Genomic DNA, 22232 nt, shown 5'->3' on the forward strand with positions numbered 1-22232 from the left:
ACATGAGCGGCAGGGACACCGGGGTGGTGTGAGGCGCGGGCGGCTCGTGGTACGGCTGCTGCGGGGCCGGGGTGCGCCGGCCGCCGCGTCCGCCGGGCGGGGCAGCGCGGCGGCGCCGGCGCCGCCGGCGGTCAGCGTCGTGGTGCGGAACATCGCCTTCGACCCCGCCGAGGTCGAGGTCCGCCGCGGCGACGCGGTCGAGTGGGTCTTCGACGACGGGGGGATCCTGCACCAGGTGCGGGGCGACGGCTTCGACAGCGGCGTCGTCGGGGCCGGCACCTTCCGCCACACCTTCACCGCGGCCGGTGAGCACCCCTACGTCTGCAGCGTGCACCCGCACATGACCGGGGTGGTGCGCGTCGTCGACGGGGGGTGACGCACGCCGGGAGCGGGCGGGAGCGGTGCACGCGCGGCGGGGGCCCTCCGTCGAGCCGACTACGCTCCCGTCGTGATCATGCGAGTGGTGGCGGCTGCGGTGGTCGTCGACGGGCACCTCCTGACGGTGAGCAAGCAGGCCGCGCCGGACGTCTTCTACCTGCCCGGTGGCAAGCCCGACGGCGACGAGCCGGAGATCGACACCCTCCTGCGCGAGCTGACCGAGGAGCTGCAGGTGCAGCCGGTGGGCGCCGAGCCGTACCTGGTGGTGGAGGCGCCGGCGGCGCTGGAGGCGGTGCCGATGCGGATGTCGGTGTACCGCTGCGACCTCTCCGCGCCCCCGCAGCGGGCCGCGGAGATCGCGGCGGTGCACTGGTGCACCGGTGAGGAACCGGCCGGGGGGCGCCTGGCGCCGGCTGTGCGCGACGCGGTGGTGCCGCGGCTGCGCGAGGACGGGTTGCTCGTGGGGGCGACCACGAGCGCCGTCCCCTGACGGGGAGCCCGCGGCGGCGCCGTGATCACCGGCCCCCTCTCCCGTCGACGCCCCCGCTCACCCGCGGGATCGGTGGAACCGGGAAACCCGCTTGCCGCCACGGGTGCGGGACCGCCACGCTCCCGCCGTGACCGGCCCGGAGCTCACCGCCGACCTCGCCCGCGTCGACTTCCACGCGCTCGACGCGGCGCTGCGCGAGGACGGCTTCCACAACGGCCGCACCCCCGCCGAGCTGCGGCGCTCGTGCGAGAACTCCCGCGCGGCGGTGTTCGCCCTCGACGGCGAGCGCGTCGTCGCGATGGGCCGCCTGCTCAGCGACGGGGTCTGCAACGCCTACCTCGTGGACGTGTGGACCGCAGCCGCGCACCGGCACCGCGGGATCGGCTCGGAGGTGGTGCGGCGGCTGGTGCAGGCCGTGCCCGGGCAGCACGTCGCCCTGTTCACCGACGACGCGGGGGAGTTCTACGGGGGTCTGGGGTTCTCCCCGCAGGAGGGCGGGATGAGCCGGGTGGTGGGCCGCTGGCTGGGCCGCTTCGACCCGCCGCCGCGCCCGGCGTGACCGCCGCGAACGGCGCCGACCTCGCCCGCGCCTACTGGGAGCGGGTCGTCGGCCCCCTGCTGCACCGCGGGTTCCCCGGTCTGCCGCACGCCGCGGGCCGCCTCGGCACCGGTTCCGACGTCCTCGGCCTGGACGACGCCACCTCCCGCGACCACGACTGGGGGCTGCGCCTGACGCTGCTGGTGCCCGCCGACCGCGTCGCCGAGGTGGGGGAGTTCCTCGCGGCGGAGCTCCCCGGCGGGTTCGCCGGCCTGCCCACCCGGTTCCCCGCCACCGGCGACCCGCGCCCCTCGTACCGCGTGGAGGTCGCCGACCCCGACGCGTTCGCCACCGCCCGCCTCGGCGTGGACGTCACCCGGCCGTGGACCGCCGCCGACTGGCTGGTGCCCACCGGCCAGGCCGTGCTCGAGCTCACCGCCGGCCCGCTGTTCACCGACACCGACGGGCGCACCGCGCGCCTGCGTGAACGCCTCACCTGGTACCCCCGCGACGTGTGGCACCACGTCGTCGCCTGCGACTGGCAGCGCATCGACCAGGAACTGCCCTTCGTGGGCCGCACCGGCCAGGTCGGCGACGACCTCGGCTCCCGCGTGGTCACGGCGCGGCTGGTGCGTGCCGCCGTCCACCTGGGGTTCCTGCTCGAGCAGCGCTGGGTGCCCTACCCGAAGTGGGAGGGCACCGCGTTCGCCGCGCTGCCCCGCGCGTCCGCCGCCGCGCCCGCGCTCACCGCAGCTCTAGCGGCCGGTGCGTGGCCGCAGCGGCAGGCGGCGCTGTGCGAGGCGCTGGAGCACCTGCTGCGCGTGCAGCGCACCGCCGGGCTGCCCGCCACACCCACCGCCACGACCCCCTTCCACGACCGCCCGTTCCGCTGCGTCGCCCCCGCCCTCGTGCCCGCCGTGCTGGCCGGGGCGCAGGACCCGGCCGTGCGGGCCCTGCCGCCCGGCGCCGGGGCGGTGGAGCAGTGGGTGGACGCCGTGGACGTCCTCGTCGACGGCCGCCGCCGCGCTGCCGTCGGCGCGGCTGTCGGCGCAGCCGTCACCGGTGCCGCCGGCCGGGTGGACCAGGCGCCGGGCGTTGCGCCGGGCGGGTGAGCCGGCTCGCCCGCCCGCTCGGGCGCCCTGCACGGTGGACGGTGGGGCACCCTCCCGGTCGCCCCACCCGGACAAGGGCAAACCCGTCGTGAGGCGGGGACGCGAAGCACAGGGACCTCACCAGCTGAGGCAGCCCGGCCACCCAGGAGGAGACCCCCGTTGCGCCGCACCACCACCCTCGCCCTGACCGCGGCCCTCGCCGCGGCGCTCGCGCTGCCCACCACGGGCGCGGCGCTGGCGGCCCCGCGCGCGAAGCCGACCGCGGCCCCCACCGCGACGGCCGAGCCCACCGCTGAGCCCACGGCCACGCCCACCGCCACGCCCACGGCCACGCCCACGGCCACGCCCACCGCCACGCCCACCGCGTCGCCCACCGCGACGAGCACCGGGGTGACCGTCCGCCGCGGCTCGCGCGGCGCGAAGAACGTCCTCGTCGTCAACGGCACCGTGAGCGCGGTGGACACCGCCGCGGGCACGCTGGAGATCACCGTGCGCGGCGGGCGGGACAAGGAGCTGCGCGGCACCCGGTTCACCGTCGCCGTGGCGGAGACCGCGAGGATCGTCCGCGACGACGCGCCCGCCGAGCTGGCCGACCTGGCCGTCGGCGACCGCGTCAACGTCAAGGGCACCCGCGGCAGCACCCCCACGGCCACCCGGATCAGCGCCGACAGCGGCGAGGACGCCGGCGAGCCCACGGCGGCCCCCACCCCCGGCCCGACCGCAGAGCCGACCGCCGGCCCGACCACCGAGCCCCCGGCGACCCCGACCGCCGAGCCGACCGCCACGACCACGGCCTGACGGGCCGCTGCCCTAGAGTCGCCGGGCGTGACCTACACCGCAGACGCTGCGCGTTACGACTCCATGCCCTACCGCCGCTGCGGCCGCAGCGGCCTGGAACTGCCCGCGGTCTCGCTGGGCTTCTGGCACAACTTCGGCGACGACAAGCCGTTCCAGACGCAGCGCGACATCGTGCGCCGGGCGTTCGACCTGGGCATCACGCACATGGACCTGGCGAACAACTACGGACCGCCCTACGGCGCGGCGGAGACGAACTTCGGCCGGCTGGTCAAGGAGGACCTCGCCCCCTACCGGGACGAGCTCGTGATCTCCTCCAAGGCCGGGTGGGACATGTGGCCCGGGCCCTACGGCGACCACGGCTCCCGCAAGTACCTCACGGCGTCCCTGGACGCCTCGCTGAAGCGGATGAACCTCGACTACGTCGACATCTTCTACCACCACCGGCCCGACCCCGGGACGCCGCTGGAGGAGACGATGGGGGCGCTGGACGCCATCGTGCGCTCCGGCCGGGCCCTGTACGTGGGGATCTCCTCCTACGGCCCCGAGCGCACCCTGGAGGCGGCGCGGATCCTGCGCGAGCTGGGCACGCCGCTGCTGATCCACCAGCCCTCCTACTCGATGTTCAACCGCTGGATCGAGTCCGGGCTGCTGGACGTCCTGGAGGCCGAGGGCGTGGGCTGCATCCCGTTCACCGCGCTCGCGCAGGGCCTGCTCACCGACCGCTACCTGGACGGCGTGCCGGCCGGCTCGCGCGCCGCGCAGGGCAAGTCGCTGGACCCGGGGATCCTCACCGAGGAGAACCTGCGCCGCATCCGCGGCCTGAACGAGATCGCCGCCGGCCGCGGGCAGACCCTGGCGCAGCTGGCGCTGTCGTGGGTGCTGCGCGACCGCCGGGTCACCACCACCCTCATCGGGGCCAGCAGCGTGCAGCAGGTGGAGGACAACGTCGCCGCCGTCGCGAAGCTCGACTTCACCGACGAGGAGCTGCGCGCGATCGACGAGTTCGCCGTGGACTCCGGCGTCGACCTGTGGGCGCAGGTGCGCGAGGCGGGCGACACGGCGTCCTGACGGCGCACGCTCCCGGCCGGGCGCCCCGCGCGGGCACCCGGCCGGGACGGGCCGGGGCCGCCCGGGTCAGCGCAGCTCCGCGGTGTCGGGGCGCTTGCCCGCCCGCACCGGCACGAACGCGATCACCAGGCCGGCGAACGCCAGCACCAGGTGCAGCGCGCTCGTGGGCCAGTTCGCGTTCAGCACGTTCACGTCGGCGTTGTTGGAGTACGCGAACAGCCCGGCCCCGGCGGCGACCAGCAGGACCCCGTACCAGCGCGCCCGGCGCGCACCGGTGCGCGCCAGGAGCCCCAGCGCCCCCAGCACCAGGTGCAGCACGTTCGCCAGCGGGTTCACCGCGAAGCCGATCACCTGCTGCTCGTGCGTGCCGCCGGTGAAGTCGTCGAAACCGGTCACCACGAAACCCGCCAAGCCCAGCACGATCAGCAGGACGCCCACCAGGAGCGACAGGTGCTGCCCCGCGGTGGTGCGCGGCCGCTCCACCGACACCTTCCCCGCCATGTTCAGGCTCATGGGGGAGAGGTGCCCCGCAGGCACCGACCTGAAACAGCCGGGGGGCTCAGCCCCGCCCCGCCGCCGGCAGCTCCACGGTGAACACCGAGCCGCCGCCGGGGCGCGGTGCGTGGCGCACGTCCCCGCCGTTGGCGAGCAGGAGCTCGCGCACGATGTACAGCCCCAGCCCGGTGCCGCGCACCGTGCCGGCGGTCGCGTCGGCGCGGGCCAGGCGCTCGAACAGCCGGCCGCGGAACTCCTCCGGGACGCCGGGGCCGGCGTCCTCCACGCGCACGAGCACCCGGTCCCCGGCCGCCTCGGCGCGCACCGCGGTGGCGCCACCGCCGTACTTGGCCGCGTTGGACAGCAGGTTGACGAGCACCTGCTCCAGGTGGCCCGGCTGCACGGACGCCGCGAGGTCCGGCGGGCAGTGCACGGCCGGGGCCGCGCCCGGCACGCTGGCCAGGGCGGCGTCGGCGACGGCGCGCACGAGCACCCGTTCCGGGGTGGCGCTCAGCTGCCCGGCGTCCACGCTGACCATCGCCAGCACCTCGCGCAGGATGGTGTCCAGCCGCTGGGCGCCGCGGTGCACGGCCTCGACGCTGCGGCGCCGGTCGGCCTCCTCCAGCTGGTCCCAGCACTGCGCGGCCAGCTCCGAGTACCCCTGGATCGAGGCGAGCGGGTTCGCGATCTCGTGCCCGAGCATGCCGATGAGGTCCAGCTTGAGCTGGTTGGCCTCCTCCAGCTCCCGGTTGCGCTCGGCCAGCTGCGCCTGCTCGGCGAGCCGCTGCGTGACGTCCTCCACCTGCGCGACCAGGTACAGCGGGGCGTCGTGCTCGTCACGGACCACGGCGCTGCGCAGGCGCACCCACAGCGTGCGCCCGTCGGCGTGCACGAAGCGGGTCTCGGTCGTGGCGGTGTCCAGCTCGCCGGCGACGAGGCGGGCGGTGAGCTCGCTGCTGTCGGCGGCGTCCCAGGGGTGCTGCAGGTCGCGCAGGCCCATGCCCGACAGCCGGTGGAGGGAGTAGCCGGTGATCTCGGACATGGCCGTGTTGGCCTGCAGGAAGTCGCCCGCGTCGGCCGCGTCCAGGCTGGTCAGCACCATTCCCAGCGGGGAACCGTCGAACATCATGCGGAAGCGCTGCTCGCTCATCTCCAGCGCCTCCAGCGCGGCGGTGCACTCGGCGAGCAGGGTGGCGTTGCGGGTCGCGTCGTCGGCGTGGCGCAGCCCGGCGGCCAGGCTCCCGGCGAGCAGCTGCAGCAGTTGCGCGTCCTCCGCGGTGAAGGCGCCGGCCCTGCTGCTGGAGACCTTCAGCACGCCCACCGTCCGGTGGCCGCTGACCAGCGGGGCGGTGCACGCGGAGCGGACGCCGGTGCGCTCGCACGTCCGCGGGTCCACCCGCGGGTCGGTCGCGGTGTCGCCGCACAGCAGGGACACCCCCTCCTCGATCGCGGTGCCCGACAGCGACCCCGCGGCGGGCAGGCGCAGCCCCGCGTGCGCGGCCAGCGCGCCGGCGGTGGCGGCGTAGCGCAACTGGGTGCCCTCGAGCAGCTCCACGACGGCCCCGTCGGCGGCCTCGAACGCCGACACCGCACCGTCGGCGACGGCCTGCAGCACCGCTGCGCGGTCGGTGCCGGCGGCGGCGACCGCCTGCTGCACCCGCACCGTCGTCAGCAGCACGCGGCTGCGGCGGCGCGTCCGCTCCTGCTCGGCGCGCCGGTCGGTGATGTCCTCCATCTGCACCACGCGGCGCTGCGCCCCGGCGGGCGTCAGGACCGTGGTGACGTGGGAGCGCACCAGCACGTGCCCGGCGTCGGCGCGCCGCAGCCGGTGCTCGACCGCCACCGCGTGACCGGGCGCGGCGTCGGCCTGCGAGCCGGCGGCCCGGCAGGCCTCCAGGTCGTCGGGGTGCACGAGGTCCGCGGTGGTCAGGCCCAGCAGCCCACCCGAGCCACGACCCAGCAGGGCGACCAGTGCCGGGTTGACCTGCACGATCGTCCCGTCCGCCTCGAGGACGGCGATCCCCGAGGGGCTGGCGTCGAACGTGGTGCGCGCCAGTTCCTCGCGGCGGGCCAGCGCCTGCTCGGCGGTGCGGCGGGGCCGCAGGTCGCGCAGGAACGCGTGGAAGCGGCGCTCGCCGGCCACCCACGTCGGCCAGATGGTGATCTCCACCGGCACGCGGGTCCCGTCGCGGTGCAGCGCCTCGACCTCCACGGGGCGCCCGGACACCGTGCGCTCGCCGGTGGTGCGGTAGCGCTCCAGGCCCGCCCGGTGCGCCTCGCGCAGCTCCGGCGGGACGACGACCTCCGTCATCGGCAGGCCCAGCACCTCGGTGCGCTCCCGGCCCAGCAGGTCGGCGGCCGCCTGGTTCCAGTCGGTGAGCACCCCGTCGTCGTCGATGGAGACGAACGCGTCCGGGGCGCTGGCCAGCGCCTGGCGCAGCGCCTCCAGCTCCGCCCGCTCGGTGCCGGCCAGCGCCCGCTCCGGTCCGGCAGCGGTGCGCGGGCCGACCGCGGAACCCTCCTGCACGTCCGCTCCAACCACCTTCCCGTGTCCTGTCGGCGCGAGCTGAGCGCTCACCCGTCCGTCCATCGGCGCCCTGCGCCGGTGGTTGAGCCCGGCACCGCCTCGCCGCGCCCGTCCGCGGGCCGGGACCACCGGCTCACCACCCCGCCGGCTCCCCGGCCGCCACCGCCCCGGCGGAGCCCCGCACGCCGGCGGTGAGCTCCTCCGCGATCGCGCTGAACGTGCGGCAGGTGCTCCCCAGCTCCTCGCGCAGCCCGCCCAGGGACCGGCCGACCGGCGCCTCGCCGGCGCGCGCCTGCGCCTCCAGGTCAGCGCACAGCTGCGCCAGGACCTCGGCACCCAGGTTGGCCGCGGACCCCTTCAGGCTGTGCGCGCGGGTCTCCAGCTCGCGCACGTCCCCGGACGCCAGGGCGACCTCCAGGTCGGCGACGGCACCGGGGGCGCGCTCGACGAACGAGGTGAGCAGCTGCGCGAACAGCGCACGGTCGGCGTCGGTGTCCGCGCCGCCGAGGTCGGCGATGCGGGCGCGCACGGCCATCTCCAGCGGGATCGTCACGGGCACGCCGGCCGACGGGGCCGGTGCCCGGGCGACCGGCGGTCCCTCGGCGGCCGGTGCCCGCCACGCGTCGGCGGGGGCGTCGCCCACCGCCCTGAGCACCTTGGCGAGCGCGCTCTCCAGTTCGCGGGCGCGCACCGGCTTCGTGAGGTGGTCGTCCATGCCGGCCGCGCGGCACGCCTCGCGGTCGTCGGACAGGACGCTGGCGGTGAGGGCGATGATGCGAGGTTGCAGCTCCCCGGGGACCTCGGCGCGGATGAGCCGGGTGGCCTCCAGGCCGTCCATCTCGGGCATGTGCAGGTCCATCAGGACGACGTCGTAGCGCGAGGCGCGCGCCGCCTCGAGGGCTTGCAGCCCGTTGTCGACGGTGTCCACCTCGTGGCCGAACTTCGCGAGCAGGAGCTGGGCGACCTTCTGGTTGACCGCGTTGTCCTCGGCGAGCAGCACCCGCAGCGCGGTGGGGCGAGCGGCGGGGTGAGCGGCGGGCTCCGCGGTGGTGGAGCCCGCGCCGCCGGGCCGCGCGGCGGGTCCGGCGGCGCCGAGCAGGTCGCGCAGCGCCCCCTCCAGCAGGGCCGCGCGCACCGGCTTGCTGAGGACGGCGTCGACGACACCGGCCGCCGTGGGCGAGGGGTGGCGCTGGCCGCTGGTCAGCAGCACCAGGGGCAGGTCGCGGCCGGTGGGCAGCGCCCGCAGCGCGTTCGCCAGCTGCTCACCGTCGGTGCCGGGCATGTGCATGTCCACCAGCGCGGCGTCGAAGGCCCGGCCGCCGGCGACCAGGGCGAGCGCCTCGCCGGCGGAGGCCACACCCGTGCAGGTGGCGCCCCAGCCCTGCAGCTGCAGCTGCAGCACGCGGCGGTTGGTGGCGTTGTCGTCGACGACGAGGACGTCGCGCCCGGTCAGGTCGTCGACGGGGCGGGCCGGTGCGGCGACCGCGCCGGCGGCCTCGGCCAGCGGGACGTCCAGGGTGAACGTGGAACCGATGCCGGGGGTGCTGTCGACCCGCAGGTCGCCGCCCATGGCGCCCGCCAGGCCCGAGCAGATCGCCAGGCCCAGGCCCACGCCGCCCTGCGGGCGGGCGAAGGGGTCCATCGGCGCGAACGAGCGGAACAGCTCGCCGATGCGCTCGGGGGCGATGCCGGTGCCCGTGTCGCGCACCGCGAAGCGCACCCGCGGTGCGGTCCCGGGTTCGCCCGGGGCGATGACGGCGGTCAGCACCACCTCGCCGCGGGAGGTGAACGTCACGGCGTTGCGCACCAGGTGCGCCAGCACCTGGTGCAGGCGGTGCGCGTCGCCGCGCAGCGTCGCGGGGACGGCGGGGGAGACCTCGACGACCAGCTCCAGGCCCTTGGCGCCCGCCTCGTGGCGCACGAGCGCCGCGACACCCGCGACGCAGGTGCGCACGTCGAACGGCTCGTCGGCCAGGCGCAGGCTGCCGGCCTGCAGCTGGGAGAAGTCCAGGACCTCGTCGATGACGACGAGCAGGCTCTCGCCGCTGTCGCGGACCGTCTCGGCCAGCTCGCGCTGGTGGGGTTCCAGGGGCGTGTCCAGCAGCAGGTCCGTCATGCCGATCACGGCGTTCATCGGCGTGCGGATCTCGTGGCTCATCGTCGCCAGGAACGCCGACTTGGCCCGGTCGGCCTCCACGGCCTTGTCGCGGGAGCCCACCAGGACCGCCAGCGCGGTGTTCACGGCCTCGCCCACGGCGACGACCTCGGCCGGGCCGGTGACGGCGGCCGGCTCGGTGGTCTCCCCGGCGGCGAGCTGCTGGGCGGCGGCGGCCACGCGCTGCACGGGCCGCACGATGCGCCGGTCCACCCACAGGGCCCCGGCGACCAGCAGCAGGACGAGGCAGGTGGTGCCGGCCAGGATCAGGGCGCGGGTGCGGGCGGCGTTCAGCGTGGCGGCGCGCTGCTGCTCCGCGAGCAGCACGCGCTCCTCGGCCTCCAGGACGTCCAGGGCGGCGGTGATGCGCTGCATCGCCCGGCGCCCGTCGTCGGTGCTGACCAGGGCCTGCGCGGCGGGGAAGCCCGCGGTGCGGCGCAGCGAGATGGTGTTCTGCATCTCCGACAGCTTGGCGGCCACGGCGCTGCGCAGCTCGGCCCGCGCACCGTCGGCCGCGGCGCTCGTGCCGCTCTCGCCCACCAGCACGTCCACGAGGTCGTCGACGTCGCCGACCGCCTGCTCGTACGGTTCCAGGTAGTACTCGCGCCCGGTGATGACGTACCCGCGCTGACCGCGCTCGGCGTCGCGGACCAGCACGCGCAGGGCCCCGATGTCGTCCAGCACCGCGTGCGTGGCGTCGACGTCGGCGCGCTCGGCCAGCAGCGTCTCGATGCGCGCGTGGGAGCTGCCGCCCAGGACGAGGATCGTCGTGACCGCCACCAGCAGGCCGGCGGTGAGCATCCGCGCGATCGAGGAGCGGGCGCGCGGTCCACCCGGGGTGGTGGTCACCAGGTGGCGCCGGCGCCGGCCCTGGCCAGCACCTGCTCGATGGCGCTGCACAGGGCGGTCAGCACGACGGGCTTGGTCAGGTACACCGCGCCCAGGGCCCGGCCCGCCTCGATGTCCGCCGGCTGCACCCGGCCGCTCAGGAAGATCACCGGAAGGTGCTCGTAGCCCTCCTGCGTGCGCAGGCCCGCGACCATCTCCAGGCCCGTCGTGCCCGGCAGCGACACGTCGCTGACCAGGACGTCCGGAGCGCCGCGCTCGGCCATGACCGCCAGGGCCGCCGCTGCCGACTCCGCCCCGATCACGCGGTGCCCGGCGGCGCGCAGCCGCAGGTCGAGCAGGGTGCGGATGTCCGCGTCGTCCTCGACCACCAGCACCTTGGCCATGTCCGGGTCCCTCCTGGGTCGTCGCCGCGCAGCGGGGCACCGTGCCGCGGTCGTGGCGGGTGCCGCGTGCCCCGCCTCCGGGGTCATCGGCACGCACGGCGCCCGGGTGAAGCCCGCACCCACCCGTCCGGCGCAGCGACCCGCGGACCCGGTCCGGGTACCCGTCCCGCCGTCGCCGCGCCGTCGCCCCGCTGCGCCCGGACGGGTGAGCGGTGCGGGTGAGCGCCGGGCACGCAGCGGTCTCAAGGGACCGCCGGTGGCGCCCGATGACTCCCGTGGCGCGGTTCGGCAGCGAGCCGCCTCCCGCGCCGCTGCCCCGCACCCGGCGAGAGGACGACCGACGTGCACCACCCCGACGTCGCTCGGCGACCTCCCCGGCCCCCCCTGGTCCCCGCTGCGCGGTCCCTGCTGCGCTCGGCCGCCTTCACCGCCCTGTTCACCGCCGGGTTGCTTCTGGGCCGCTGGACCGTCCCGGACGGCGGCGCGCTGTCCCTGGTCTCCCCGGGTTCCGGTGTCGCCGCCGTGTGGTTCGCCGTGCAGCGCGGCGCCGGCACGCGCCCGCTGGACACCGCGCTGCTCGCGGTCACCGGCGTGCTGGTGCACGCGCTCACCGGTGCCGGCGCCCTGCTCGCCCTCACCACGGCCACCGCCACCGTGCTGCAGACGCTCCTGTTCGACGCCCTGCTGCACCGCTGGTGCCCCGGTGCCGGCCCGGGCCGGCCGCTGCGCGGCGTGCGGGCCCTGCTGCGGCTGCTGGCCGCCACCGGTGCGGCCGTCGCCGCCGGCGCGCTCGTCGGGCCGCCGGCCGCCTGGTGGCAGGCCGGGCACGTCACCTGGGTCGACCTGCCGGTGTGGGCCGCCCGCAACGGCCTCAGCGTGCTGCTGCTGGCGTGCGTCGGGCTGCGGCTCGTCGCCACCAGCGCACGGGACGGGTCCGCCCCGGTGCCGTGCGCTCCGGTGGCCCGCCGCCGCTGGGCCGAGGGCGTCACCGCGTTCGCCGTCACCGCCGTCGCGTACGCGGTGCAGTTCACCGTCCCCGGGGTGCCCGACCTGGTGTTCCTGCTGCCCGTGCTCACCGTCTGGGCGGCGCTGCGCTTCTGCACCCGCACCGTGGTGTGGCACAGCCTCTTCACCGGCCTGGCCGCGCTCGTGCCCACCCTGCTGGGGCACGGCCCGTTCGCCGCCGAGCCCGACCCGGCCCTCCGTGCGCTCGCGGGGCAGGCCTTCGCCGTGCTCACCACCGTCATCGGGCTCGTGCTCGCCCTGGGCCGCGACGAGCGCGACGAGCTGCTCGCGGAGGTGCGCCGGCAGGCCGACGACTCGCAGCGGCAGGCCGAGGCCGCCGCGATGCTCACCGACGCCCTGCGGTCCCTGAACTCCGCCGCCGACACCCGCCAGGCCCTGTGCGAGGCGACGGCTCGCATCACCGGCGCCGACGGGGTGTACCTCGCCGAGCCCGACGGGCGGGGGGACCTCGTCACCCGGGCGGTCTGGGGCGAGGGGATGGTCCCGGTGAGCACCCCCGCCGACGAGCCCACCGTGCTCGCCGACGCGTTCCGGCGCGGTGCGCCCGTCTTCGTCAGCGACCTGTCCGGGCACACCGGCGCCTCGGGGCGGCTGCGCGACGCGCTCGGCGCCGTCTCGGTCGCCTACCAGCCGATCACCGCCACCGACGGGCGGACCGCCGGCCTGCTCGCCAGCGTCTGGCGCACCCGGGTCCAGGAACTGCCCGCGCAGACCCGGGTCGTCCTGGCGACCCTGGCCCAGGAGGCCGCCCACGGCGTGGAACGCGCCGACCTGCTGGCCCAGCTGGCCGTGGCCGCCGAGCGCGACCCCCTCACCGGCCTGGCCAACCGCCGCCGCTGGGACGAGACCACCACCAAGGAGATCGCCCGCGCGGTCCGCAGCGGGCTGCCGCTGTCCTTCTGCCTCATCGACCTGGACCACTTCAAGCGCTACAACGACACGCAGGGGCACCTGGCCGGCGACGACCTGCTGCAGGAGTTCGCCGCGGCCGCCGCCGGCTGCCTGCGCGAGGTCGACACCCTCGCCCGCTGGGGCGGGGAGGAGTTCGTGCTCGCGCTGCCCGGGTGCAGCGCCGCCGGCGCGCGCGCCGTCGCCGACCGCATCCGCGCCGCCGTGCCGCACGGGCAGACCTGCACGATCGGCGTCGCCCAGTGGCAGCCCGGCCTCAGCGCCGCCGAGGTCGTCGCGCTGGCCGACATCGCCCTGTACGAGGGCAAGGAGGCGGGGCGCAACACCACCGTCGTCAGCGACACCCCCGCCGTCACCCCCGCCGTCACCCCCGCGGCCCCCGCTCCCGTCGCCTGACGGGGCCGGACCCGGCCGGGTCAGGCCGGGTCGGGGCGGGTCGGGGCGGGTCGGGGGGCGGTGTTAGGTTCGCCCGCGACACGGGGTGCCCCGCGAGGGGCTGAGATCACACCCGTCGAACCTGACGCAGGTAGTGCTGACGAAGGGATGTCACGGCGTGGAAGCCGGAAACCCCGCGCGCCCGAGCGCGCAGCAGGTCGCGGACGTCCGCGACGCCCTGGCCCGCGAGCACCCGCTGGTGCAGTGCCTGACGAACTCGGTCGTCACCACGATCACCGCCAACGCGCTGCTCGCCGCCGGCGCCGCACCCGCGATGGTGGACAACCCCCGCGAGGCCGCCGAGTTCGCGCAGGTCGCCTCCGCCGTGCTCGTGAACGTCGGCACCCTCGACGACGAGCGGGCCCGCGCCATGGCGCTCGCCGCCGCCTCCGCCCGCGCCGCGGGGAACCCGTGGGTGCTGGACCCCGTCGCGGTCGGCGCGCTGGGGTTCCGCACCCGCACCGCCCGGGAACTGCTGCAGCACGCACCGGACGTCGTGCGCGGCAACGCCTCCGAGGTCATGGGCCTGGAGGGTTCCGGTGCCGGCGGGCGCGGCGTGGACTCCACCTCCCTGGCCGAGGACGCCCTGGCCGCGGCGCACCGGCTCTCGGAGCGCACCGGCGGCGTCGTCGCGGTCTCCGGCGAGGTGGACGTCCTCGTCCACGGGGACCGCGTCGTGCGGGTGCGCGGCGGATCACCGCTGCTGACGCGCACCACCGGCGCCGGCTGCTCCCTGGGCGCCCTCGTCGCCGCCTGCACCGCCGTCACCGGCGACCCGCTGCTGGGGGCCGTCACCGCGCACGCGCACGTCGCGCTGGCCGCCGAGCGGGCCGCCGCCCGCTGCCCGCGGCCCGGGAGCTTCGCGATCGCGTGGATCGACGAGCTGGACGCCGTGGACGCCGCCGCCCTGCGCGCGGACCTGGCCGGCACCGGGCGGCTGGCGTGAGTGCCCGGCCCTTCGACCCCTCGCTGTACCTGGTCACCGACACCGCGATGTGCGGGCCGCGGGGGGTTCCCGCCGTGGTGGGCGAGGCGGTCGCCGGCGGCGTGAGCGCCGTGCAGGTGCGCGGCAAGGGCGCGAGCGACCGGGACCTGCTCGCGCTCGTGCGCGCCGTGCAGGACGTGCTGCGCGGCACCGGTGTCCCGCTGGTCGTGAACGACGCCGTGGACGTCGCGCTGATCGCCGGCGCGGACGGCGTGCACCTGGGCCAGTCGGACCTGCCCGCGCAGGAGGTCCGCCGCCTGGTGGGGCCCGACGTCCTCGTGGGGCTGTCGGTCTCCAGCGTGGAGGAGGTGCGTGCCGTCCCCGCCGGGGTCGTCGACCACCTCGGGGTGGGGCCCGTGCACGCCACCGGCACCAAGACCGACGCGGCCGCCCCGCTGGGACCGGACGGTGTGCGCGCCGTCGTGCGGGCCGCCGCCGGGACCCCGTGCGTGGCGATCGGCGGTCTCCACGCCGGGAACCTGCACGAGCTGCGCGGCACCGGCGTCGCCGGGTTCTGCGTCGTGTCCGCGGTGTGCGCCGCCCCCGACCCGCGCGCCGCCGCCGCCGGGCTGCGGGCGCGCTGGGACGGCCGCCCCGCGGCGGGATCCCCGGTGGACCGGTGAGCGCGCGCGTCGCCCTCACGATCGCCGGCAGCGACCCCAGCGGGGGAGCGGGGATCCAGGCGGACCTGAAGACGTTCGCCGCCCTGGACGCGTTCGGCACCGCCGTGCTCACCGCGCTCACCGCGCAGAGCACCCGCGGCGTCGCCGGGGTGCACGTCGTCCCGGCGGACTTCGTGCGCCGCCAGCTGGAGGTGCTGCTCGACGACGTCACCGTCCACGCCACCAAGACCGGCATGCTCGCCGACGCCGCCGTCACCCGCGCCGTGGCGCTGGTGCTGCGCGAGCGCCGGCCCGGCCCCGTCGTGGTCGACCCCGTCATGGTCGCCACCAGCGGCGACCGGCTGCTGGACGCCTCCGCCGTCGCCGCCGTGCGCGACGAGCTCGTGCCGGTGGCGGACCTGGTGACGCCCAACGTCCCCGAGGCGGCGGTGCTGCTGGGCGCGAGGGCCGCCCGCGACCCCGACGAGGTCGCCGCCCAGGCCGAGGAGCTGCTGCGGCGCACCGGCACCGCGGTGCTGCTCAAGGGCGGGCACCTCGACGGCGCCGAGAGCGTCGACGTGCTCGCCGAACCCGCCGGAACCCACCTGGTGCGGCGACCGCGGCTGGCCACCGTGAACACCCACGGCACCGGGTGCACGCTGTCCGCGGCGATCGCGGCGATCGCCGCACGCGGTACCGGGGCGCCGGTGAGCTGGCTGCCCGTCGTGGAGGAGGCCCGCGACCACCTGCAGTGCGCGCTCGCCGGCGCCGACGCGCTGCACGTCGGTTCGGGCAACGGCCCGCTGGACCACTCCCGCACCCACCACCGGAGGACCTCGTGAGCTTCACCGACGAGGCGTGGGAGCGCACCGCGCACCTGCGCGCCGCCATCGACGACTGCCGGTTCCTGCGCGAGCTGGGCGACGGGACCCTCGACCCGGGGGTGTTCCGCCACTACCTCGAGCAGGACGAGATCTACCTCGCCGGGTACGGGCGGGCGCTGTCCCTGCTCGCCTCGCGCGCCCCCGACGTGGCGAGCGCCGCGTTCTGGGCGTCGTCCGCGCACGGCGCCGCGGTGGTGGAGACGGCCCTGCACGGCGACCTGCTGGGTTCCGGTGCGCTGCCGCCCGCCGACGGCCCGGCGCACGCCTCGCCCACGACGCTGGGGTACGTCTCGTACCTGGTGGCGACGGCGGCGACCGCCCCGTACCCGGTCGCGGCGGCGGCGGTGCTGCCGTGCTTCTGGGTGTACGCCGACGTGGCCCGTCGCCTGGCGCGCTCGGCGACCGCCGTGCTGGACGCCGGCGCCGACCACCCGTACGCCCGCTGGGTCGCCGCCTACGACGCGGAGGAGTTCCACACCTCGGTGGCCACGGCGCGCCGGCTGGTCGACGAGGCCGCCGAGGGGCTCGGCGACGTGCGAGCGCTGCACGAGGCGTTCGCGACGGCGACCCGCTACGAGTTCCTCTTCTGGGAGACCGCCCTGCACCGCGAGGACTGGCCGTCGCCGCTGGCGGCCCCGGCGCCCGCCTGACCCGCTCGCCCTGGACCGATCCACCCGTGCGGGTGCGGGCGACCGCCGCCGACCCCGCCCGGGATGGGATCGTGGGAGCGATGCAGCACGCCGACGCCACCGCCCCCGCCCCGGCGAGGACCGCCCGCGGCGCCGCCCGCGACCCCTCGCTGGACGTGCTGCGCTCCGTCGCCCTCGTGCGGGTGCTGCTGTGGCACGCGCTGGCGTGGGCGTGGCTGAGCTGGGTCTTCCCGGCGATGCCGGTGATGTTCTTCCTGGCCGGCTCGCTGCTCACCGCCGGCACCGCGCGCCGCCCGTGGTGGCGCACCGCGCTGCGCCGCGCGCGCCGGCTGCTGGTGCCGTTCTGGGCGTTCGGCGCCGTCGTGCTCGCCACCACCGCGCTCACCGCCTGGCGCAGCGGTGGGGCCCCGGCGGTGGGCGAGGCGCTGCCCGACGGCGTGCGGCTGCTCGGCTGGCTCGTGCCCCTCGCCCCGCCGGAGGGCGCCGAGGGGCAGCAGGGCTGGCTGACCTCCCACCTGTGGTACGTCTCCGACTACCTGTGGCTGCTGGTGCTCGCCCCGCTGGTGCTGCGCGCCGCGCGCCGTCCCGCCGCCGTCCTCGCCGTCGCCCTCACCGGCCTCGCCGTCCTGGAACTGGGCCCGCTGGTGGGCCTGCCCACCCCGGAGGGGGCGCTGCGCACCGCGCTGGGCGACCTGCTCTGCTACGGCGGCTTCGCGGTGCTGGGCGCCGCGTGGGCCCGGCGCGGCGGCGCGGCGGGCGAGCCTCGCACCCCGCGCGGACGGGCCGCCGCGGCCGTGCTCGGCGTCGCGGCGCTCGCGGCCGCCGCCGCGCTGACCCGCCTCGTGCCGCTGGACCGCGGCTCCCTGAACTCGTCCTGGCTGCTGCTGGCCCTCGCCGCCCTCGGCTGGCTCGCCCTGCTCGCCGCCGTCGCCGGCCCGCTGCGGCGCTCCTCGGCGCGCCCCCGCGTCGCGGGCGCCGCCCGCGCCGTCACCGCCCGCGCCGTCACCGTCTACCTGTGGCACCCCGCGGCGATCGTGCTGGCCCGCACCGGCGTCGACGCCCTCGCCCCGGCCGCCGCTCCGGTCGTCGCGGTGCCCGCCGTGCTGCTGCTGTCGGTGGCCGGCACGGCCGCGGCGGTGCTCTGCGCGGGCTGGCTGGAGGACGTGGCCGCCGGCCGCCCACCGCGCTGGTGGCCCACCGCCGCGCGCCCCCTGCGGCGGCGCGACGCCCCGGTGGTCGCCGGCGGTGTCCCGCTCGCCGCGGTCGCGGCGTGCGCGGCGCTGGCCGTGGCGTTCACCGGCGGCCCCAGCCCCTCGCTGCTGGCGATCCCCGGGCCCTCCGACCGCAGCGCGCTGACGCGCTCGGCGTTCGGGCGCGTGGACGACCCCGCCGAGGTCCTGGCGGTGCGCGCCGAGCCGCTGGCCGAGCTGCCCGCCGAGGACCTGCAGCGCAGCCTCGACGACTGGGTCGCCGCCACCGACGGGATCGACGCCGCCAGCGTCGGCGTCGCCTCCGGCGCCGCCGCGTGGGACGTCGTGTGGGAGGGCACCAGCAGCGCCGCGCTCGGCGAGGGGCTGGTGGCCGGGCTGCCGGTGCGGGCGGCGTCCCTGACCAAGAGCGTCACCGCCGCCCTGCTGCTGCAGGAGGCCGCCACCGGCACCGTCGACCTCGACGCGCCCGTGCCCGACGTGCCCGGCGTCGCCCCGCCCGCGGACCCGGCCCACGCCGCCGCGATCACGCCGCGCCTGCTGCTGCAGCACGCCTCCGGCCTGGCCGACTACGCCGGCGCCCCCGGCCACGACCCCGCGCAGCTGTACGGCCCCGCCGAGCTGGCCTCCCTGGCCACGAGCCGGCCGCTGCTGTTCGCCCCCGGCACCGACGTGGCCTACTCCAACGCCGGTTACCTGTGGCTGGGGCAGCTGCTGGAGCACGTCACCGGCCGCCCGTACGCCGATCTCGTCGCCGAGCGGATCGCCGAGCCCCTCGGCCTGGCCACCCTGCACGTCGACGACACGCCCCTGCCCGGCTGGGTCGGGTCCTCCTCCGGCGGCGTCGTCGCCTCCCCGGGCGACCTGGCGCGCTGGCAGGGGGCGCTGCTGGCGTCCGACCTGGTGCTCGACGCCGACGGCCGACGGCAGCTGACCGACCTGGCCGAGCGGGGCGTCGGGCTGGGCACCTGGCCGTTCTGCCCCTGCGGCACGGACGGGGACGGCCGCCGGTGGGCTGCCGCGTGGGGCCAGACGATCGCCGCCGGGGGTGCGTTCACCCGCCCCGCGGAGCGGGTGGCCGTCATGGTGCACCTGCAGCCGGAGGGCGAGCGCGCGCTGGAGGTGGCGCCCTCGCTCGGCGGGGTCCTCATGGACGCGCTGCCGGGCCTGGAGGCGCCCGGGCCCTGAGCCGGGCGCGCAGGGCGTGAGGGTGATCACGGCCGGACCCGTCAGCGGGTGCGGGGCCCTGGACCGTGCGAGGCTCGGACCGGGCCGGTGACCACCCGGGTCGCCGGCGCGGTGGGGGGAGCGCTCAGTGTCCAGCGGCAACGGGTCCGTCGTGGTCGTCAACTGCGGCAGCTCCTCGGTGAAGCTCGCGCTGGTCGACCCGGCCACGGGGGAGCGGGCGCTGTCCTGCCTGGGTGAGCGGCTGGGCACCCCCGACGCCGTCGTGCACTTCAAGACCGCCGAGGGCACCCGGACCATCACCCCCGCCGCCACCACCCACCGCGGCGCCCTCGCGCACGTCCTGCAGCGCCTGCTGGACATGGACCTGCCGCCGCTGCTGGGCGTGGGCCACCGCGTCGTGCAGGGCGGCAAGCGGTTCCGTTCCTCGGTGCGCATCGACGACCACGTCCTGGCCGACATCTCCGACCTGTCCTCGCTGGCGCCCCTGCACAACCCCGCGAACGTCGCGGGCATCGAGGCGGCCCGGGCCGTGCTGCCCGAGCTGGACCACGTCGCCGTCTTCGACACCGCGTTCCACCAGACGATGCCCGAGCACGCCCACCGCTACGCCGTGCCCGCGCAGTGGTACGAGGAGTTCGGGGTGCGCCGCTACGGCATGCACGGCACCAGCCACCGCTTCGTCAGCGCCCGCGCCGCCGAGGTGCTCCAGCGCGAGACCGGCGCCGACCCGCGCTCGCTGAAGCTCGTCGTGGCCCACCTGGGCAACGGGTGCAGCGCCACCGCCGTCCTGGGCGGGCGCTCGGTGGACACCACGATGGGGCTGACGCCGCTGGAGGGACTGGTCATGGGCACCCGTTCCGGGGACCTGGACCCGGCTGTGCTGGAGCTGGTGGCCGAGCGCACCGGCGCGAGCGTGTCGCAGATCGTCGGGCAGCTGAACAAGGAGTCCGGCCTGCTGGCCCTGTCGGGGCTGTCCAACGACGTGCGCACCCTGCAGGAGAAGGCCGGGCAGGGGCACCCCGGCGCCCGGCTCGCCCTGGAGGTGTTCACGTACCGCGCCGCCAAGCACGTCGCCGCCCTCACCGTCGCCCTCGGCGGCCTGGACGCCCTCGTCCTCACCGGCGGCATCGGCGAGAACGGCGCCGCCACCCGCTCGGCGCTGCTGGCCCGGCTGAACCACCTCGGCCTCGTGGAGGACCCCGCCGCGAACGCCGAGCACGGCCGCTCCGCCACGCCCACCGGGCGCATCACCCGCGAGCACCCCGGTGGCGCCGGCGGGCCGCTGGCCATGGTCGTGCCCACCGACGAGGAACTGCTCATCGCCCGCGACACCGCCGCGCTCGTCGAGCACCGCTGAGGAACCCGGCCACCACCACCCGAGAGGAGCCCGCGGTGCCCCGCACCCTGCTCGTCGTCCCCACCGGCCACGGCGCCGGCCTCACCTCGACCTGCCTGGGCCTGCTGCGGGCGCTGGACGCCCGCGGCGTGCGCGTCGGATTCCACAAACCCCTCTCGCAACCCGCCCGCGACGGCGGCGTCGACCGCTCCGTGGCGCTGGCGCGGCTGACGACCGACCTGGTCGTCGCCGAGCCCATCCCCGCCGCGCGCGTGGTCGAGCGCCTCAGCCGCGGCGAGGTCGACGACCTCATGGAGGAGGTGGTCGCCGCCGCCGAGGGCGTGCTGGCCACCCACGACGTCGTCGTCGTCGAGGGCCTGGCGCCCTCGGCCGACCAGGTGTTCTCCGGTCGCGTGAACCAGGCCCTGGCCACCGCGCTGGACGCCGACGTGCTGCTCGTGGGCTCCGCCGGCGCCGACGGCTCCGACCCCGGCGCGCCCGAGCGCATCGCCGAGGACATGGCCGTCACCGCCGGCACCTACCGGGCGGGGGAGGCGCTGCGCGTGGTCGGCGGCGTCGTCTCGCGCTGGCCCGTGCCCGAGGACCCCGAGGTGGCCGTCGCCCGCGTCGCGGCGCTGCGCGGGGCGCTGGACCACCACGGCATCCCGCTCGTGGCGGCCGTGCCCTACCGCGCGCACCTGACGTGGGGACGCGTGCGCGACCTCGTGCGCGCCCTCGACGTGGACGTCGTCACCCACGGCGACCAGCAGCGGCGCGTGAAGGAGGTCGTCGTCGCCGCCCAGGCCGTGCCCGGGATGCTGCCGCTGCTGCGCGAGGGCCGCCTCATCCTCGTGCCCGGCGACCGCCACGACGTCGTCATGGCGGCCTGCCTGGCGGCGCTGAACGGCGTCCGCCTGGCCGGGCTGCTGCTGACCGCCGGCGTCGGCATGGACGAGCGGGTGGCCCAGCTCACCCACGCCGCCGCCGCCACCGGCCTGCCCATCCTGCGCACCGACCGCAGCACCTACGCCACCGCCACCGCCGTCAACCGCCTCGACCCGGACGTGCCCGCCGACGACGCCGAGCGCGCGCACGCCGTCACCGCCGTCGTCGCCGACGCGCTGGACCCGGCGTGGCTGGCCGGGCTGCCCACCGCCGCGCACGCCCCGCGCCTGTCGCCGGCCGCGTTCCGCCGGCGGCTGACCACCCTGGCCGCCGAGCGCCGCCAGCGCATCGTGCTGCCCGAGGGCGCCGAGCCGCGCACCGTGCAGGCCGCGGCGATCTGCGCGCAGCGGGGCATCGCCCGCCCCGTGCTGCTGGCCCACCCGGACGAGGTGGCGTCCGTGGCCGCGGGCCTGGGCCTGACGGTCCCCGAGGGCGTGGAGGTCCTGGACCCCGCCGGCCTGGTGGACCGCTACGTCGACGTGCTCGTGGAGGCCCGCAAGCACAAGGGCATGCAGCCGGACGTGGCGCGCGACTCCCTGGCCGACCCCGTCTGGCTGGGCACCACGATGCTCAAGGCCGGCGACGTCGACGGCCTCGTCGCCGGCGCGGTGCACACCACCGCCGCCACCGTCCGCCCGGCGCTGCAGATCATCCGCACCAAGCCGGGCGCGAAGCTGGTCTCCAGCGTGTTCTTCATGTGCCTGCCCGACGACGTCGTCATCTACGGCGACTGCGCCGTCAACCCGGACCCGAACGCCGAGGAGCTGGCGGACATCGCCCTGCAGTCGGCCGCGTCGGCGCGCGCGTTCGGCATCGAGCCGCGGGTGGCGATGATCAGCTTCTCCACGGGCTCGTCCGGGTCCGGCTCCTCGGTGGACAAGGTCGCCGAGGCCACCCGGATCGCGAAGGAGCGCGAACCGGACCTGGTCGTCGACGGCCCGCTGCAGTACGACGCCGCCGCGGTGGCGTCGGTGGCCAGGGCCAAGGCTCCGGGCTCGCCGGTCGCGGGACGGGCCACGGTGTTCGTCTTCCCCGACCTGAACACCGGCAACACCACGTACAAGGCGGTGCAGCGCAACGCGGGCGTCATCTCGGTGGGCCCGATGCTGCAGGGCCTGGCCAAGCCCGTGAACGACCTCTCGCGCGGGGCGCTGGTGGACGACATCGTCTACACGATCGCCCTGACGGCGATCCAGGCGTCACGCGGGTGAGCGCGGGAATCACCCGGGGCGGGGGCCTGTTAGTCTGGGTGTGACGGTGTCGATGCCGTC

The 22232-nt window shown here is 77.1% G+C and carries 18 protein-coding genes and 2 riboswitches; of the genes, 14 read left to right on the top strand and 4 right to left on the bottom strand.

Features of this window, described 5'->3' with window-relative positions; all coding sequences use genetic code 11:
* The 6 genes from ACRYR8_RS07555 to mgrA form a co-directional block, all read left to right on the top strand.
* A partial coding sequence (locus ACRYR8_RS07555) for a cupredoxin domain-containing protein (protein ID WP_432483727.1) occupies positions 1 to 376 on the top strand: 376 nt, incomplete at its 5' end.
* Positions 377 to 454: 78 nt separating this feature from the next.
* The gene (locus tag ACRYR8_RS07560; RefSeq protein ID WP_432483793.1) at positions 455 to 868 is read left to right on the top strand and encodes an NUDIX hydrolase; all 414 of its coding nucleotides are present in this window, start codon (positions 455 to 457) and stop codon (positions 866 to 868) included.
* A gap of 127 nt (positions 869 to 995) precedes the next feature.
* Positions 996 to 1427 carry a GNAT family N-acetyltransferase gene (locus ACRYR8_RS07565; RefSeq protein WP_432483729.1) on the top strand — a complete coding sequence of 144 codons (432 nt, stop codon included), beginning with the start codon at positions 996 to 998 and terminating at the stop codon, positions 1425 to 1427.
* Complete coding sequence (locus ACRYR8_RS07570) at positions 1424 to 2518, top strand: DUF4037 domain-containing protein (protein ID WP_432483730.1); 1095 nt, start codon at positions 1424 to 1426, stop codon at positions 2516 to 2518. Before ACRYR8_RS07565 ends, ACRYR8_RS07570 begins: the two co-directional genes overlap by 4 nt.
* Positions 2519 to 2584: 66 nt before the next feature.
* Positions 2585 to 2664: riboswitch (cyclic di-GMP riboswitch) on the top strand.
* A 13-nt stretch (positions 2665 to 2677) separates the two neighbouring features.
* On the top strand, positions 2678 to 3316 hold the full coding sequence (locus tag ACRYR8_RS07575; RefSeq protein WP_432483732.1) for a hypothetical protein: 639 nt from the start codon (positions 2678 to 2680) through the stop codon (positions 3314 to 3316).
* 27 nt (positions 3317 to 3343) lie between these two features.
* Positions 3344 to 4384, top strand: coding sequence for an L-glyceraldehyde 3-phosphate reductase (gene mgrA, locus ACRYR8_RS07580; protein ID WP_432483734.1), 1041 nt, complete (start codon positions 3344 to 3346; stop codon positions 4382 to 4384).
* A 66-nt stretch (positions 4385 to 4450) separates the two neighbouring features.
* On the opposite strand, the gene ACRYR8_RS07585 is transcribed toward mgrA, so the two are convergent.
* The 4 genes from ACRYR8_RS07585 to ACRYR8_RS07600 form a co-directional block, all read right to left on the bottom strand.
* Positions 4451 to 4897, bottom strand: a complete 447-nt coding sequence (locus tag ACRYR8_RS07585) for a DUF4383 domain-containing protein (RefSeq protein WP_432483736.1) — start codon at positions 4895 to 4897, stop codon at positions 4451 to 4453.
* A gap of 46 nt (positions 4898 to 4943) precedes the next feature.
* Positions 4944 to 7421 carry a sensor histidine kinase gene (locus ACRYR8_RS07590; protein ID WP_432483738.1) on the bottom strand — a complete coding sequence of 826 codons (2478 nt, stop codon included), beginning with the start codon at positions 7419 to 7421 and terminating at the stop codon, positions 4944 to 4946.
* A 118-nt stretch (positions 7422 to 7539) separates the two neighbouring features.
* On the bottom strand, positions 7540 to 10410 hold the full coding sequence (locus ACRYR8_RS07595; protein ID WP_432483740.1) for a hybrid sensor histidine kinase/response regulator: 2871 nt from the start codon (positions 10408 to 10410) through the stop codon (positions 7540 to 7542).
* Positions 10407 to 10793, bottom strand: coding sequence for a response regulator (locus ACRYR8_RS07600; protein ID WP_432483741.1), 387 nt, complete (start codon positions 10791 to 10793; stop codon positions 10407 to 10409). The genes ACRYR8_RS07595 and ACRYR8_RS07600 overlap by 4 nt, the downstream gene beginning before the upstream one ends.
* A 342-nt stretch (positions 10794 to 11135) precedes the next feature.
* On the opposite strand from ACRYR8_RS07600, the gene ACRYR8_RS07605 reads away from it, so the two are divergent.
* From ACRYR8_RS07605 to pta, 8 genes are all read left to right on the top strand, one after another.
* Entirely contained in the window at positions 11136 to 13124 is a 1989-nt protein-coding gene (locus tag ACRYR8_RS07605; protein ID WP_432483742.1) for a GGDEF domain-containing protein, read from the top strand.
* Between the two features lie 71 nt (positions 13125 to 13195).
* A riboswitch (TPP riboswitch) is annotated at positions 13196 to 13289 on the top strand.
* Positions 13282 to 14109 carry a hydroxyethylthiazole kinase gene (thiM, locus tag ACRYR8_RS07610; RefSeq protein ID WP_432483743.1) on the top strand — a complete coding sequence of 276 codons (828 nt, stop codon included), beginning with the start codon at positions 13282 to 13284 and terminating at the stop codon, positions 14107 to 14109. It overlaps the preceding riboswitch by 8 nt.
* On the top strand, positions 14106 to 14771 hold the full coding sequence (gene thiE, locus ACRYR8_RS07615) for a thiamine phosphate synthase (protein ID WP_432483744.1): 666 nt from the start codon (positions 14106 to 14108) through the stop codon (positions 14769 to 14771). Before thiM ends, thiE begins: the two co-directional genes overlap by 4 nt.
* A complete protein-coding gene (gene thiD / locus ACRYR8_RS07620) occupies positions 14768 to 15592 on the top strand; it encodes a bifunctional hydroxymethylpyrimidine kinase/phosphomethylpyrimidine kinase (protein ID WP_432483745.1) in 825 nt (274 codons plus the stop codon). Before thiE ends, thiD begins: the two co-directional genes overlap by 4 nt.
* Complete coding sequence (locus ACRYR8_RS07625; protein ID WP_432483746.1) at positions 15589 to 16284, top strand: TenA family protein; 696 nt, start codon at positions 15589 to 15591, stop codon at positions 16282 to 16284. The genes thiD and ACRYR8_RS07625 overlap by 4 nt, the downstream gene beginning before the upstream one ends.
* A gap of 80 nt (positions 16285 to 16364) precedes the next feature.
* Entirely contained in the window at positions 16365 to 18680 is a 2316-nt protein-coding gene (locus ACRYR8_RS07630; RefSeq protein ID WP_432483794.1) for a serine hydrolase, read from the top strand.
* A gap of 127 nt (positions 18681 to 18807) precedes the next feature.
* Positions 18808 to 20037, top strand: coding sequence for an acetate/propionate family kinase (locus tag ACRYR8_RS07635; protein ID WP_432483747.1), 1230 nt, complete (start codon positions 18808 to 18810; stop codon positions 20035 to 20037).
* 35 nt (positions 20038 to 20072) lie between these two features.
* Positions 20073 to 22172: a phosphate acetyltransferase gene (pta, locus tag ACRYR8_RS07640; RefSeq protein WP_432483748.1), complete on the top strand. Its 2100-nt coding sequence runs from the start codon at positions 20073 to 20075 to the stop codon at positions 22170 to 22172.
* Positions 22173 to 22232: the final 60 nt, after the last annotated feature.

It is taken from the genome of Kineococcus esterisolvens (genome assembly GCF_050871405.1).
Lineage (GTDB): Bacteria > Actinomycetota > Actinomycetes > Actinomycetales > Kineococcaceae > Kineococcus.

What these genes read in the sequence shown, in the direction of transcription:
- ACRYR8_RS07560 (WP_432483793.1), top strand. Translation starts at nt 455, where the DNA reads ATGCGAGTGGTGGCGGCTGCGGTGGTCGTCGACGGGCACCTCCTGACG.
- ACRYR8_RS07585 (WP_432483736.1), bottom strand. Translation starts at nt 4,897, where the DNA reads ATGAGCCTGAACATGGCGGGGAAGGTGTCGGTGGAGCGGCCGCGCACC.
- ACRYR8_RS07600 (WP_432483741.1), bottom strand. Translation starts at nt 10,793, where the DNA reads ATGGCCAAGGTGCTGGTGGTCGAGGACGACGCGGACATCCGCACCCTG.
- ACRYR8_RS07630 (WP_432483794.1), top strand. Translation starts at nt 16,365, where the DNA reads ATGCAGCACGCCGACGCCACCGCCCCCGCCCCGGCGAGGACCGCCCGC.